We start from the raw sequence: 12,904 nt of genomic DNA on the forward strand, positions 1-12,904 counted from the left end.
GGCGCGGGACGGTCCGGAACGGCGGCGGGACGTGGGGCCCGGAGGCGCGGGTCCGGAGGGGCGGGACAGGTCGAGGGTCCGGTGGGGCGCGGGCCCGGCGGGGCGGGGCGGAGCCAGGTGCCGGTGGGGCCGGACGGAGACGGGGGTGCCGTTCCGGCGCGGGCCGGAGGCGCGGCGGGGAGGCGCGGCGGGGAGGCGCCGGCCCGGCATCGCGGAGAATGGGGGTGTGGCGGGAAATCGTGAGGTGGCGCGGCACTGGCAGTACGCGGAACTGCCCGGTGTGGACCTGCTGCGGGCCCGGTACGTGCGGAAGAACTTCGTGCGGCACACGCACGAGCACTTCGTGATCGCCGGGATCACGGAGGGGGTGGAGGTCTTCCAGCACCGGGGCGTCGACCAGTACGCGGGCGCGGGAACCCTCGCCCTGGTCAACCCGGACACCCCGCACACCGGGCGGGCCGGTGTGCCCGAGGGCTGGCGGTACGGCGTGGTGTACCCGTCGCCCGAGGTCGTGGCCGGGATCGCCGCCGAGACGACGACCCTGCGAGGCACCCCGGGGTTCGTCAGCCCCGTGCTCGACGATCCGTACGCCGTCGCGCTCGTGCACCGGGTCCTGCGGGCCGCCGACGAGGGCGACGCGCTCGCCGCCGACACCCTGCTGCGGGTCGCCGTGACACGGCTGCTGCGGCTGAACGGCGGGACGCTGCCCGACCGTCAGGTGCGCACGGCCGGGGCACGCACGGCGGCACGCGCGCGTGCCGTGCTGGAGGAGCGGCTCGTCGATCCGCCGACCCTGGAGCGGCTCGCGGCCGACCTCGGGACGAGCCCCTTCGCCCTGCTGCGGGCGTTCCGGGACGCCTACGGGATGCCGCCGCACACCTGGCTCACCGACGCCCGGGTCAGGCGCGCGCGGCGCCTGCTGGACGCCGGGACGGCCCCGGCCCAGGCGGCGCTCGCGGTGGGCTTCGCCGACCAGCCGCACCTCAACCGCCACTTCGCCAGGATCGTGGGCGTGCCGCCGGGGGCGTACCAGCGGGAACGCAAGAACGTACAAGACGCGCGGCATCGGCCGCCCCTACCGTCGGGCGGGTGGCAGAACAGACAGCTCTCGCAGACGTACGGGACGACGACCGGGGAGGAAGGCCGGACACCGCCGTCGTCCGGGACGCCCTCGGGGTCGGGATCGCCGTGGGACTCTCCGGCTTCGCCTTCGGAGTGACCTCGGCGGGCAGCGGACTCACGGTGTGGCAGACCTGCGCGCTCAGCCTCCTGGTGTTCACGGGCGCGTCCCAGTTCGCGCTCGTGGGGGCGCTCGCGGCGGGCGGCAACCCGCTCACGGCGGCCGCCGGCGCCTTCTTCCTCGGCGTACGCAACGCCTTCTACGGTCTGCGCCTGTCGCAGTTGCTGGCCCTCCCGCGCGCGGTGCGTCCGTTCGCCGCGCAGTGGGTGATCGACGAGACCACGGCCGTCTCGCTGGCGCAGCGCGACCGGCGAGGCGCGCGGATCGGGTTCGCCGTGACCGGACTCAGCCTGTACGTGCTGTGGAACCTGACCACACTGCTGGGCGCCCTCGGCGCGGAAGCCATCGGGGACACCGACGCGTGGGGGCTCGACGCGGCCGGCCCGGCCGTCTTCCTCGCGCTGCTCGCGCCCATGCTGACGTCCACCACCGAGCGGGTCGCCGCGGCGCTCGCGGTCCTGCTCGGGCTCGGTCTGCTGCCCGTCCTGCCCGGCGGTGTGCCCGTCCTGGTGGCCGCCCTGGCCGCGCCGCTCGCCCTGTGGGCCGAGGGCCGACGCCAGGGCCGCGCGCGGAGCGGGGCGGGGGAGGAGCGCCGGTGAACGTCTGGATCGCGATCGGCGCGACCGCCCTCGGCTGCTACGTCGTCAAGCTCACCGGCCTGCTCGTGCCCGCCGGGGTGCTCGAGCGGCCCCTCGTCCGGCGGCTCGCGGCCCTGCTGCCCGTCGCCCTGCTGGCCGCCCTCACCGCCCAGCAGACCTTCGCCGACGGCCGGTCCCTCGTGCTCGACGCCAAGGCCGCCGGGCTCGCCGCGGCCGCCGTGGCGCTCGTCCTGCGAGCACCGTTCCTGCTCGTCGTCGCGGCGGCCGTGGCGGTCACGGCGGGGGTACGGGCGCTGGGCGGATGAGGCGTACGGGAGCGGGTGTCCTCACGGGTGCCCCACCCCGCGCCGGCGCGCCGGGTCAGCCGACGGCGCGGCCGTACGACCTGAGGGTGCTCAGCGCTTCGATCGTCACCACCGGGCGCGACTCCAGTTCCGTGCCCGGCGCCCACCGCTGCCACCGGACCGGCCAGCCGCCGTCCTCCCGCTGCTCGCCGACGAGGAAGTCCAGGGCGGCCGCCATCTCGGCGTCGGTGAACCACGCGCGCGCGAGCGAACCCGGCGTCCTCGCGTAGTCGTACGGGAAGTGGTGCTCGCCGGGCGCGTGGCCGGGGGCGACGGGGTACGCGTCGCGGTGGTCCGGGTCGAGCACGGCGAGCCGCCGCTCACGCACCAGGCGGCCCAGGCGGTCGGCGGCCGCCTCCGCGCGCGGCCGGTCCGCGGCGGAGTCCAGGAAGGCCACGGCGGCCTGGATCTCGTACGGGTGGGACGTCTCCAGGGCGTCGACCGCCTGCCAGCAGAAGTCCGTCGCCCTGAACAGCCAGGCGTGCCAGACCTCGTTGCGGTGCAGCAGGCCGACCACCGGGCCGGTCGCCAGCAGTTCGCCGGGCGGGTCGTCCACGACCGCGACGAACGGGGCGGCGGGGTAGCCGCGCTGGGTGGGAAGGACCGCGGGGAGTGCCCCGTCGGCGGTGGAGACGGAGGTGAGGTAGCGGCACACCCGTTCCGCGCGCTGTCCGCCGCAGCGGCCGAGCGAGTCCAGGACGCGCAGGGCGCGCGCGACGTGCAGGGGCTGGCTGACGGGACCGCGGAGATCGGGCTCCAGCGCGTGGCCGTATCCGCCGTCCTCGTTGCGGTACGCGTCGAGGGCCGTCTCCACGGGGTCGGCGGCGCCGTGGAGGAAGTGGTGTGCGAAGAGGCGCTGTTCCAGCACGCGCGCGGTGAGCCAGACGAAGTGCTCGGCGCGGAAGAGCGGGGAGCGCGCCGACGGCGTCGGGGGGAGTGGGGATGCTCCGGATTCGACCATGGGTCAGACCGTAGGCCGGAAAGCGGTCTCCGCAGGCGGTCCCGGCCACGGCCACCCCCGGGCGCGGGATACTGGTGTCATGCGGTTGACGGTCTTCTGGCAGCGGATGGCGGAGCACTTCGGCACGGGGTACGCCGAGACCTTCGCGCGCGATCACGTGATGACGGAACTCGGCGGGCGCACCGTGCACGAGGCGCTGGCGTCCGGCTGGGACGCCAAGGACGTGTGGCGCGTGGTGTGCGCGGTGATGAACGTTCCGCGGGAGAGGCACTGATCCGAGGAGAAGATCGCAGGGGGGGGCACCGATTGTCGCCGGCGTGGGCGAGACTTGGTCCGTGGCACCCATTGACGAGACCGGGCACGTCGGCCCGCAGGCACCCCCGTCGGGCCCGACGCCGCCCACTCGGCCGCCGTCCGGCACCGACCCCGCGCCGAGCGCGCGCATGCCGCGCTGGCTCCCCCGCGCGATGGTGCTCGCACTCGCCCTGGTCGGCGCGTTCCAGTTGGGCACCTGGGCCTTCCACCAGGTCATCGGCCTGCTGATCAACATCCTCATCGCGTTCTTCCTCGCCCTCGCCGTCGAACCGGCGGTGAGCCGGATGGCGGCGCGCGGCATACGCAGGGGGCTCGCCACCTTCCTCGTCTTCTTCGGCCTGCTGATCGTGTTCGCCGGCTTCTTCACGCTGCTCGGCTCGATGCTGGCCGGGCAGATCATCAAGATGATCGAGGGCTTCCCGCAGTACCTCGACTCGGTGATCAACTGGGTCAACACCACGTTCCACACCGACCTCAGGCGGGTCGACATCCAGGAGGGCCTGCTCCACTCCGACTGGCTGCGGAAGTACGCGCAGAACAGCGCGGCCGGTGTCCTGGACGTCTCCACGCAGGTCCTCGGCGGCCTCTTCCAGCTGCTGACGATCGGGCTGTTCTCGTTCTACTTCGCCGCCGACGGGCCCCGGCTGCGGCGCGCCCTGTGTTCCATCCTGCCGCCCGCCCGGCAGGCCGAGGTGCTGCGCGCGTGGGAGATCGCCGTCGACAAGACCGGCGGCTACCTGTACTCACGCGGTCTGATGGCCCTGATCTCCGGCGTGGCGCACTACGTACTGCTCCAGGCCCTCGGCATCCCGTACGCGCCCGTGCTCGCCGTGTGGGTCGGCGTGGTCTCGCAGTTCATCCCGACCATCGGCACCTATCTCGCGGGTGCGCTGCCCATGCTGATCGCCTTCACGGTCGATCCCTGGTACGCGCTGTGGGTGCTGGTCTTCGTCGTGGTCTACCAGCAGTTCGAGAACTACATGCTGCAGCCGAAGCTCACCTCGAAGACCGTCGACATCCACCCGGCCGTGGCCTTCGGCTCGGTCATCGCCGGCACCGCGCTGCTCGGCGCGGTCGGCGCGCTGGTCTCCATCCCCGCGGTCGCCACGCTCCAGGCGTTCCTCGGCGCCTATGTGAAGCGCTACGACGTCACGGACGACCCCCGGGTGCACGGGCACCGCAGACGGGGCGAGGGGCCGAACCCGTTCACACGCGCGCGGCAGCTGTGGACGAGGGCACGGGAGCGGGCGGCCGGGCCGGGAGAAGGGTCCCGCTGACACCTGGGGCGGGGGCCCCGACGCGGGTTCGGGGCTGTGCGGGGTGCGCTTGACACGAAAATCGAACATCCATTCTGATGGAAGTTCCGGCGGAGCTCTCGGCGGGCACTTCATCCCGTTTCGTATGGGTGGATGTCCGAGTTATCCACAGGCCGGACCGGCGTCGAGGCGCATTGTCAGTGGCAGGCGTTAGCGTTTTTGACGTGAAGCGATCGACTCAAGCAAATCGGGTGGAACCCATGGCAGGCACCGACCGCGAGAAGGCCCTGGACGCCGCACTCGCACAGATTGAACGGCAATTCGGCAAGGGCGCGGTCATGCGCATGGGCGACCGCTCGAAGGAGCCCATCGAGGTCATCCCGACCGGATCGACCGCGCTCGACGTGGCCCTCGGCGTCGGCGGTCTGCCGCGCGGCCGTGTCATCGAGGTCTACGGCCCCGAGTCCTCCGGCAAGACGACCCTGACCCTGCACGCGGTGGCGAACGCCCAGCGGGCCGGCGGCCAGGTGGCGTTCGTGGACGCCGAACACGCCCTCGACCCCGAGTACGCGCAGAAGCTCGGCGTGGACATCGACAACCTGATCCTGTCCCAGCCGGACAACGGCGAGCAGGCCCTGGAGATCGTGGACATGCTCGTCCGCTCCGGAGCCCTCGACCTGATCGTCATCGACTCCGTCGCCGCGCTCGTCCCGCGCGCGGAGATCGAGGGCGAGATGGGCGACAGCCACGTCGGTCTGCAGGCCCGCCTGATGAGCCAGGCCCTGCGGAAGATCACCAGTGCGCTCAACCAGTCCAAGACCACCGCGATCTTCATCAACCAGCTCCGCGAGAAGATCGGTGTGATGTTCGGCTCCCCGGAGACCACGACCGGTGGCCGGGCGCTGAAGTTCTACGCCTCCGTGCGGCTCGACATCCGGCGCATCGAGACGCTGAAGGACGGCACCGACGCGGTCGGCAACCGCACCCGCGTCAAGGTCGTCAAGAACAAGGTCGCGCCGCCCTTCAAGCAGGCCGAGTTCGACATCCTCTACGGGCAGGGCATCAGCCGTGAGGGCGGCCTGATCGACATGGGTGTGGAGCACGGCTTCGTCCGCAAGGCCGGCGCCTGGTACACGTACGAGGGCGACCAGCTCGGCCAGGGCAAGGAGAACGCCCGCAACTTCCTCAAGGACAACCCCGACCTCGCCAACGAGATCGAGAGGAAGATCAAGGAGAAGCTGGGCGTGGGCGTGCGCCCCGAGCAGCCCGCCGAGGCCACGGAGGCGGATGCCGCTGCCGCCCCGGGCGCGCCGGCGGCCGACGCGGCCAAGACGGTTCCCGCTTCCGCAGCCAAGGCCACCAAGACCAAGGCCGCGGCTGCCAAGAGCTGAGCCGACCGGTGACACGACGAACGGACTGGGCCGAGTACGACGCCCACCCCGGATTCCTCCCCCTGCGGGGGAGCGGGGACGGCGACGGCCCGGCCCGGGGCGGTGAAGACCGGCCGGGCGGCGGGTCCCACGGGGACGACGGGCCGGCCGGTGCGGACCGCCCCCGTGGTCGCCGCGGGGGACGCGGCGGTGAGGGCGGCTCGCGGGGCGGGCGCCGTCGGCGCGGCTTCGGAGAACCGTCCGCCGAGGACGAAGACACCTCTGCCTCGTCGAGGGCCGAGAAGGGGGAGTCTTCAGGGGACCCGGCTGAGCGGGCACGGGCGATCTGCCTGCGCCTGCTCACCGGGACCCCGCGCACCCGGAAGCAGCTCGCCGACGCCCTGAGCAAACGGGACGTCCCGGACGACGTGGCGGAGGAGGTGCTCTCGCGGTTCGAGGAGGTCGGACTGATCAACGACAGCGCCTTCGCGGACGCCTGGGTGGAGTCCCGGCACCACGGCCGCGGTCTGGCGCGGCGTGCCCTCGCGCAGGAGTTGCGCACCAAGGGTGTCGACCCGGCTCTGATCGGCGAGGCGGTCGCCCGGCTCGACTCCGAGCAGGAGGAGACCACCGCCCGTGAACTGGTCGCCCGCAAGCTGCGCGCGACCCGCGGACTCGACCGTGACAAGCGGCTGCGCCGTCTCGCCGGGATGCTCGCGCGCAAGGGCTACCCCCAGGGCATGGCCCTGCGTGTGGTCCGGCAGGCGCTCGAGGAGGAGGGCGAGGACGGCGAGGACATGGAGTTCCCGGAGGACGGGGATCTCTGATCCCGAAGCGGAATCCCGACGGAGTTCCTCGGGGCAGGGGCGGGAGCGGGCCGACGGGGCGGTGCGGCGCAGGTGGCGCGGGCCGGACGGCGGCGCCTCGCCTCGCCGACTTTCCCGTGGGGAGGGAACCGGCCGTCCTCGGGGCCGTTCCCGAGACGTCCGCCCTGGTCACGTCACCGGCAGCCCCGCCGACCGCCACGCCTGGAACCCGCCGACCAGATCGGTGGCCCTGCTGAGTCCCAGCCGGTGCAGGGACGCGACCGCCAGACTCGACGCGTAGCCCTCGTTGCAGATCACGACGATCCGCAGGTCGTGACCGGTGGCCTCGGGGGCGCGGTGGCTGCCCTGGGGATCGAGCCGCCACTCCAGTTCGTTGCGTTCGACGACGAGGGCGCCGGGGACGAGCCCGTCCCGCTCGCGCAGGGCCGTGTACCGGATGTCCACCAGGAGCGCCTCGCCCGCGCGGGCGGCCTCGTAGGCCTCCCGCGGCTCCACGCGTGTGTACCGGGCCCGCACCCGTTCCAGCAACTCGTCGATGCCCACGGGCCGTTCGTCCTTCCTCACGGTGTCCTCCACCTCGTCCCCGCCCGCCGTGCCGCCGCTCACTGCCAGTCCGCGGGGCGTTCGACCTGCTCCAGGCGCAGCACCTGGCCCGTGCGGCTGTACCGCCGGATCTGCGGCAGGGGCGGGTAGTAGGCGTGCACGGAGACCGCGTGCTCGTCGGGGGACTCGTTGAGGACCTCGTGGACGTGGTGGCGTCCGAAGGCGCGGCCCTTGCCGGCCGGCAGCCGGCGTTCCCGGTCGACGTCCTCCGACAGTTCCAGGGTTTTCCAGCCCTCCGTGGGCAGTCGCGCGGCGAGCGAGTTCTCCTTCAGCTCGCCGCGGGCGGTGAGGAAGGCGCCCACCGAGTCGGCGTGGTCGTGCCAGCCGGTGCCGGTGCCGGGCGGCCAGCCGATCAGCCAGGCCTCGCTGCCGCCGGGGCCCTCGAGACGCACCCAGGTACGCCCTTCCGGGTCGAGGGGGAGCGAGGCGATCAGCGCGGTGTCGGCGGCCGTACGCCGTACGAAGTCGAGGAGGTCCGCCTGCGTGGGCGCGGCGGCGGGCGCGGGCCGGGCGGGGGACGCGGAGGGGAAGACAGACACGGGTACCGTCCTGAGGTGTTCGCGGGAGCGCGCGGCCGCGCGAGAGCGTGGCGGCGCGCGCCGGGGAAGCCGGGGAAAACCGGGAAAAGGGAGCCGCGAATTCAGCAGGACGGACGACACACGCAGCCCGCATAGCGGACGAGGTCCATATGGACCCTCCGCCACAGGCGCACACAGGTGTCGGTCACGATCCGGAGTAGACCATGCCGGGGTGAGCCGGTCAACCGGCCGTCACCCTGTGGACCGTGCGGTGACGACAAGGAGGATCGGCCGATCGTCACACCGGATGGGAACGTCCGGCACTCCGCCGACGCCCCGCCCCCGGCCGCCCCGGTCGCGTCACGGGCCCCGGCCTCCGCCCTTCCCCCTCTGCCCCGGCACCCGCCTCCGCGGCCGTCTCCCGCTCTTCCCGCCCGGCCCCGGCCCTCAGCCCCCGCCCCTCCTCACCTGGCCCCGGCACCCGCTTCCGCCGCCGTCTCCGCGGCTCCTCCCACCGCCGCCTCCGCCGCCGCGTACAGATCGGCGGGGCGCACCCCGCTCAGCGCGGTGACCAAGTGGCCGTCGGGCCGGATCAGCAGGACGGTGTGGGCGGCCGCGCCGGGATAGCTCTCGGTGACCAGCAGCTCTGCCGGACTCGGCAGCGCCGTCACCGCGGCGGCGAGCCGGGGCATGATCCCGGCGCCCACCCAGTGCCGGCGCTCCCAGACGCCGGTCCCCGGCGCGATCAGCAGGACGATCAGGGCACCCCGGCCGAGCCGGTCCCGCAGCCGCACGAAGGAACCGTCCTCGGCGGTGACGCGGACGTCCGCGACCGGCGCGCCGGGGGGCGTGTCCACCGGCACCTCCGCCTCCAGGCTCCGGGGCGCGAGCGGGGAGCCGGCGTACGAGCCCGGCGCGCCCAGCTGGCCGCGCCCCAGGTGGCCGTCGGTGAGCAGGGCGTCGTGGGCGCGGGTGGCGCCGGGGACGTACGCCCTTATGCCGGGGCCGCCGCGCAGGACCGGCAGGATCTGGTCGGCGGCGCGCAGTCGCGCGGCGACGACCGCCCTCCGCTCCGTCTGGTAGCTGTCGAGCAGCGCCTCGTGAGGGCCGTGGTGCCAGGCCAGGGCCAGTTTCCAGGCGAGGTTGTCGGCGTCCCGCAGTCCCTCGTCCAGTCCCTGGGTGCCGAAGGCGCCGAGGAGGTGGGCGGCGTCCCCGGCGAGGAAGACCCGCCCGGCACGCCAGCGGCGGGCCAGCCGGTGGTGGACGGTGTGGACGCCGGTGTCGAGCAGCTCGTACGCCGGGGTGGTGCCGCCGCTCCAGCCCGCGAGGGTCTCGCGGACGCGGGCGACCAGCAGTTCGGGGGTGACGAGGTCCTTGCCGGGCGGCAGCAGCCAGTCCAGGCGCCAGACGCCTTCCGGCAGCGGACGTCCGGTGATCTCCCCGGCGGACGGTCCGGAGGTCCGCCACGGCGGTGTCCGGTGGAGCAACGCCCGGTCGGGCCAGGGGAGTTCCGTGCGCAGCGCGGCGACGGCGTGCCGCTCCACCGCCGTACGGCCGGGGAAGCGGATGTCGAGGAGCTTGCGGACCGTGGAGCGGGGGCCGTCGCAGCCCACCAGGTGACTGCCGCGCCACCAGGTGCCCCGGGGGCCGCGGGTGCGGGCCGTGACACCGGAGGGTTCCTGCTCGATACCGTCCAGACGGCTCTCCACGGCGACGCGGACGAGCCGCTCGCCGGCCAGGGCCGTGCGCAGGGCGTCGGTCAGCAGGTGCTGGGGGAGGTGCAGCGGAGCCGGGTCGGCGTCGTCGAACGTGATCTCCTGTGCCACCTGCTTGCGCCGCATCGACCGCCAGCCGGCCCAGCGGAGGCCCGCCCCGGCGAGCGGGGTGCCGGTGAGCCGCTCGATCAGGGCGGCGGTGTCCTCGCGGAGCACGACCGTGCGCGCGAGCCGCGGCTCGTCCTTGCCCGGCCCCTCGTCGAGGACGACCGAGGGCACCTCCTGGCGCGCCAGCGCCAGGGCGAGCGTGAGCCCCACGGGCCCCGCTCCGACGATGATCACCGGGTCCACGAGGTGGCGCCCCCTGCCCGTGACGGTGTCCTGAGGGACGTAGGTGAACAAGGGGTAGGAGCAGGGTGCACGATCACAGAACGTATGCAACCCATTGCCGCAGCTGGCGTCAAGTGACGGAGGCAGTGGCGCGCACGCCACTGCCTCCGTACAGGTCACGCAGGGTGAGTGCGTGTCAGGTGGCCGTCTTGCCCGTTCCGTGCCTCCCGGCGATCGCTGCGGGGTTGTCCTCGACCTCGTCCGGGTCGAGCACCGCGCCCGTGCCGCGCTTGCTGCGGCGCAGCCGGGCCTCCAGCCAGGAGGCGAAGGAGGTCAGGACGAAGTTGACGACGATGTAGATGAGCGCCACGACGATGAAGCTGGGGACGACGTTGGCGTAGTTCGCCGCGAGCGTGCTGCGGGCGTTGAGCAGCTCGGTGAACCCGAGCAGCACGCCGCCGAGCGCGGTGTCCTTCACGATGACCACGAGCTGGCTGACGATGGCCGGCAGCATCGCCGTGACGGCCTGCGGCAGCAGGATGCTGGTCATCGTCTGGCCCTTGCGCAGGCCGATCGCGTACGCGGCCTCCGTCTGGCCCCTGGGCAGGGAGAGGATGCCGGCCCGGACGACCTCGGCGAGGACCGAGGCGTTGTAGAGCACGAGGCCGGTGACGACCGCGTACAGCGGACGGTCCTCGCTGCTGATGTCCGAGGAGCGGACGTACAGCTCGTTGGCGAACAGCATCAGCAGCAGCACCGGGATGGCCCGGAAGAACTCGACCACCGCGCCGGCCGGGACACGCACCCAGCGGTGGTCGGACATCCGCAGGATGCCGAGGAGCGCGCCCAGCGGAAGGGCGATGACCATGGCGAGCGCCGCGGCCTTCATGGTGTCGGCGAGGCCCGGCAGCAGGTAGGTCGTCCAGGCCTGGGACGTGGTGAACGGCTCCCACAGGGCCCATTCGAGCTGCTTCTTGTCGTCCATCTTCTGCCACACCCACCACAGGGCCAGGGCGAGCAGTGCGAAGAAGACGACGGAGAGGACCAGGTTGCGCCGTTTGGCGCGGGGCCCGGGGGCGTCGTAGAGGACCGAGCTCATCGCTTCACCGCCAGTCGCTTGCCGAGCCAGCCGAGCAGCAGGCCGGTGGGAAGGGTAAGGACCACGAACCCGAAGGCGAAGACCGCGCCGATGGCCAGCGTCTGGGCCTCGTTCTCGATCATCTCCTTCATCAGGAAGGCGGCTTCGGCCACGCTGATGGCGGCCGCCACGGTGGTGTTCTTGGTCAGGGCGATCAGGACGTTGGTCAGCGGGCCGATGACCGAACGGAACGCCTGCGGCAGGATGACGAGCCGCAGCGTCTGGCTGAAGCTCAGCCCGATCGCGCGCGCCGCCTCGGCCTGGCCGAGGGGCACGGTGTTGATGCCGGACCGGATCGACTCGCAGACGAAGGCCGCCGTGTAGGCGACCAGCCCGAGCACCGCGAGGCGGAAGCCCTGCAGGGCGAAGTCGTCGGAGGCGCCCATCGTCATACCGAAGATGTCGGCGAGGCCGAGCGAGGTGAAGACGATGATGACCGTCAGAGGGATGTTCCGGACGATGTTGACGTAGGCGGTTCCGAACCCGCGCATCAGCGGGACCGGGCTGACGCGCATCGCGGCCAGCAGGGTGCCCCAGACCAGGGAGCCGACGGCGGAGAAGACGGTGAGTTTGACCGTCATCCAGAACGCCGCGAGGACGTCGTAGCCTTCAAGAAAGTCGAACACGATCTCCCGCGCTTCCGGGTGTGTGGCGTACGTGGAGGGCGTGGCGCGCCGTCCGCCGTGATCGCGACGACGGACGGCGCGCCCGCGGAACCCCACGCCGGGCGCGGGATTCCTGAGGCGGCGGCTGCCGGGTTACTTGACGATGACGCCGATCTTCGGGGCCTGCTCGTTCTTGTACTCGGCCGGGCCGAAGTTCTCCTTGACGGCCTTGTCCCACGAACCGTCGCCGACCATCTTCTCCAGCGCGGCGTTGATCTTGTCGACGGTGGCCTTGTCGCCCTTCTTGACGCCGATGCCGTAGTTCTCGTTCGAGAGCTTCTCGCCCACGAGCTTGAACTGGCCCTTGTACTTGTCCTGCGCGGCGAAGCCCGCGAGGATCGAGTCGTCGGTGGTCAGCGCGTCGACGGAGCCGCTCTGGAGGGCGGCGATGCACTCCGAGTAACCGGAGTTCTGACGCAGGTTGGCCTTCGGGGCGATCTTGTTCTTGACGTTCTGCGCCGACGTCGAGCCCGCCACCGAACACAGGTTCTTGCCGTTGAGGTCCGCGCCCTTGGCGATGTCGGAGTCCTTCTTCACCAGCAGGTCCTGGTGGGCCAGCAGGTACGGGCCGGCGAAGTCGACCTTCTTGGCGCGCTCGTCGTTGATCGAGTAGGTCGCCGTGATGAACTTGACGTCGCCGCGGGCGAGCGCGTTCTCGCGGTCGGCGCTCTTGGTCTCGACGAACTGGATCTGGTCGGGCTTGTAGCCGAGCTCCTTGGCCACGTAGGTGGCCACGTCCACGTCGAAGCCGGAGAAGGAGCCGTCGGGCTCCTTCAGGCCGAGGCCCGGCTGGTCGTACTTGATGCCGATCTTGATCTTGTCGCCACCGCCGGAGCCGCTGCTCGTGTCGTCCTTGTCGTCGGAACCGCAGGCGGTGGCGGCGAGGGCGAGGGCGAGGACGGCGGCCGAGGCGGCGGAGACCTTGCGAAGCTTCATGGTCGACTTCCTTTGGGAGATGCCTTCGGTGATGAAGGAGACGTGCGAGCCGTCGGGAGGCGGGTGACGCTGGTCGCGGGCGCGCGG

14 protein-coding genes and 1 pseudogene are annotated in these 12,904 nt (G+C 72.5%); 7 read left to right on the forward strand and 8 right to left on the reverse strand.

The annotated features are described in order from the left end of the window. Window positions 1-280: 280 nt before the first annotated feature. From ACZ5FU_RS31720 to ACZ5FU_RS31730, 3 genes and pseudogenes are all read left to right on the forward strand, one after another. Window positions 281-976: pseudogene (locus ACZ5FU_RS31720) on the forward strand (AraC family transcriptional regulator); the annotation flags it as partial. Between the two features lie 113 nt (window positions 977-1,089). After that, window positions 1,090-1,839: an AzlC family ABC transporter permease gene (locus ACZ5FU_RS31725; protein ID WP_469047583.1), complete on the forward strand. Its 750-nt coding sequence runs from the start codon at window positions 1,090-1,092 to the stop codon at window positions 1,837-1,839. Continuing rightward, on the forward strand, window positions 1,836-2,144 hold the full coding sequence (locus ACZ5FU_RS31730; protein ID WP_451527099.1) for an AzlD domain-containing protein: 309 nt from the start codon (window positions 1,836-1,838) through the stop codon (window positions 2,142-2,144). The genes ACZ5FU_RS31725 and ACZ5FU_RS31730 overlap by 4 nt, the downstream gene beginning before the upstream one ends. A 55-nt stretch (window positions 2,145-2,199) precedes the next feature. Here ACZ5FU_RS31730 and ACZ5FU_RS31735 read toward each other — a convergent pair whose 3' ends face one another. Continuing rightward, window positions 2,200-3,144, reverse strand: coding sequence for a hypothetical protein (locus tag ACZ5FU_RS31735; protein WP_469047585.1), 945 nt, complete (start codon window positions 3,142-3,144; stop codon window positions 2,200-2,202). Window positions 3,145-3,223: 79 nt separating this feature from the next. On the opposite strand from ACZ5FU_RS31735, the gene ACZ5FU_RS31740 reads away from it, so the two are divergent. From ACZ5FU_RS31740 to recX, 4 genes are all read left to right on the forward strand, one after another. Further along, window positions 3,224-3,418: a DUF3046 domain-containing protein gene (locus ACZ5FU_RS31740; RefSeq protein WP_398103959.1), complete on the forward strand. Its 195-nt coding sequence runs from the start codon at window positions 3,224-3,226 to the stop codon at window positions 3,416-3,418. Between the two features lie 61 nt (window positions 3,419-3,479). After that, on the forward strand, window positions 3,480-4,736 hold the full coding sequence (locus ACZ5FU_RS31745) for an AI-2E family transporter (protein ID WP_468644131.1): 1,257 nt from the start codon (window positions 3,480-3,482) through the stop codon (window positions 4,734-4,736). Between the two features lie 239 nt (window positions 4,737-4,975). Then, window positions 4,976-6,106: a recombinase RecA gene (gene recA, locus ACZ5FU_RS31750; RefSeq protein WP_451779713.1), complete on the forward strand. Its 1,131-nt coding sequence runs from the start codon at window positions 4,976-4,978 to the stop codon at window positions 6,104-6,106. Window positions 6,107-6,114: 8 nt separating this feature from the next. Then, window positions 6,115-6,912 carry a recombination regulator RecX gene (gene recX, locus ACZ5FU_RS31755; RefSeq protein WP_469047586.1) on the forward strand — a complete coding sequence of 266 codons (798 nt, stop codon included), beginning with the start codon at window positions 6,115-6,117 and terminating at the stop codon, window positions 6,910-6,912. Between the two features lie 168 nt (window positions 6,913-7,080). Here the strand turns inward: recX and ACZ5FU_RS31760 are convergent, their stop codons facing one another. From ACZ5FU_RS31760 to ACZ5FU_RS31790, 7 genes are all read right to left on the reverse strand, one after another. Beyond that, window positions 7,081-7,518: a rhodanese-like domain-containing protein gene (locus ACZ5FU_RS31760; protein WP_469047587.1), complete on the reverse strand. Its 438-nt coding sequence runs from the start codon at window positions 7,516-7,518 to the stop codon at window positions 7,081-7,083. Continuing rightward, complete coding sequence (locus tag ACZ5FU_RS31765) at window positions 7,515-8,054, reverse strand: cupin domain-containing protein (protein ID WP_469047588.1); 540 nt, start codon at window positions 8,052-8,054, stop codon at window positions 7,515-7,517. Before ACZ5FU_RS31765 ends, ACZ5FU_RS31760 begins: the two co-directional genes overlap by 4 nt. Window positions 8,055-8,155: 101 nt before the next feature. After that, on the reverse strand, window positions 8,156-8,335 hold the full coding sequence (locus tag ACZ5FU_RS31770) for a putative leader peptide (protein ID WP_451527106.1): 180 nt from the start codon (window positions 8,333-8,335) through the stop codon (window positions 8,156-8,158). 162 nt (window positions 8,336-8,497) lie between these two features. Then, window positions 8,498-10,099 carry an FAD-dependent monooxygenase gene (locus ACZ5FU_RS31775; RefSeq protein ID WP_451527215.1) on the reverse strand — a complete coding sequence of 534 codons (1,602 nt, stop codon included), beginning with the start codon at window positions 10,097-10,099 and terminating at the stop codon, window positions 8,498-8,500. Window positions 10,100-10,274: 175 nt separating this feature from the next. Beyond that, the gene (locus ACZ5FU_RS31780) at window positions 10,275-11,177 is read right to left on the reverse strand and encodes an amino acid ABC transporter permease (protein ID WP_469047590.1); all 903 of its coding nucleotides are present in this window, start codon (window positions 11,175-11,177) and stop codon (window positions 10,275-10,277) included. After that, window positions 11,174-11,842: an amino acid ABC transporter permease gene (locus ACZ5FU_RS31785; RefSeq protein WP_392246484.1), complete on the reverse strand. Its 669-nt coding sequence runs from the start codon at window positions 11,840-11,842 to the stop codon at window positions 11,174-11,176. Before ACZ5FU_RS31785 ends, ACZ5FU_RS31780 begins: the two co-directional genes overlap by 4 nt. A gap of 132 nt (window positions 11,843-11,974) precedes the next feature. Further along, on the reverse strand, window positions 11,975-12,817 hold the full coding sequence (locus tag ACZ5FU_RS31790) for a glutamate ABC transporter substrate-binding protein (RefSeq protein WP_469047591.1): 843 nt from the start codon (window positions 12,815-12,817) through the stop codon (window positions 11,975-11,977). Between the last annotated feature and the right edge of the window lie 87 nt (window positions 12,818-12,904).

The organism is Streptomyces sp. NPDC031554, assembly GCF_055580685.1.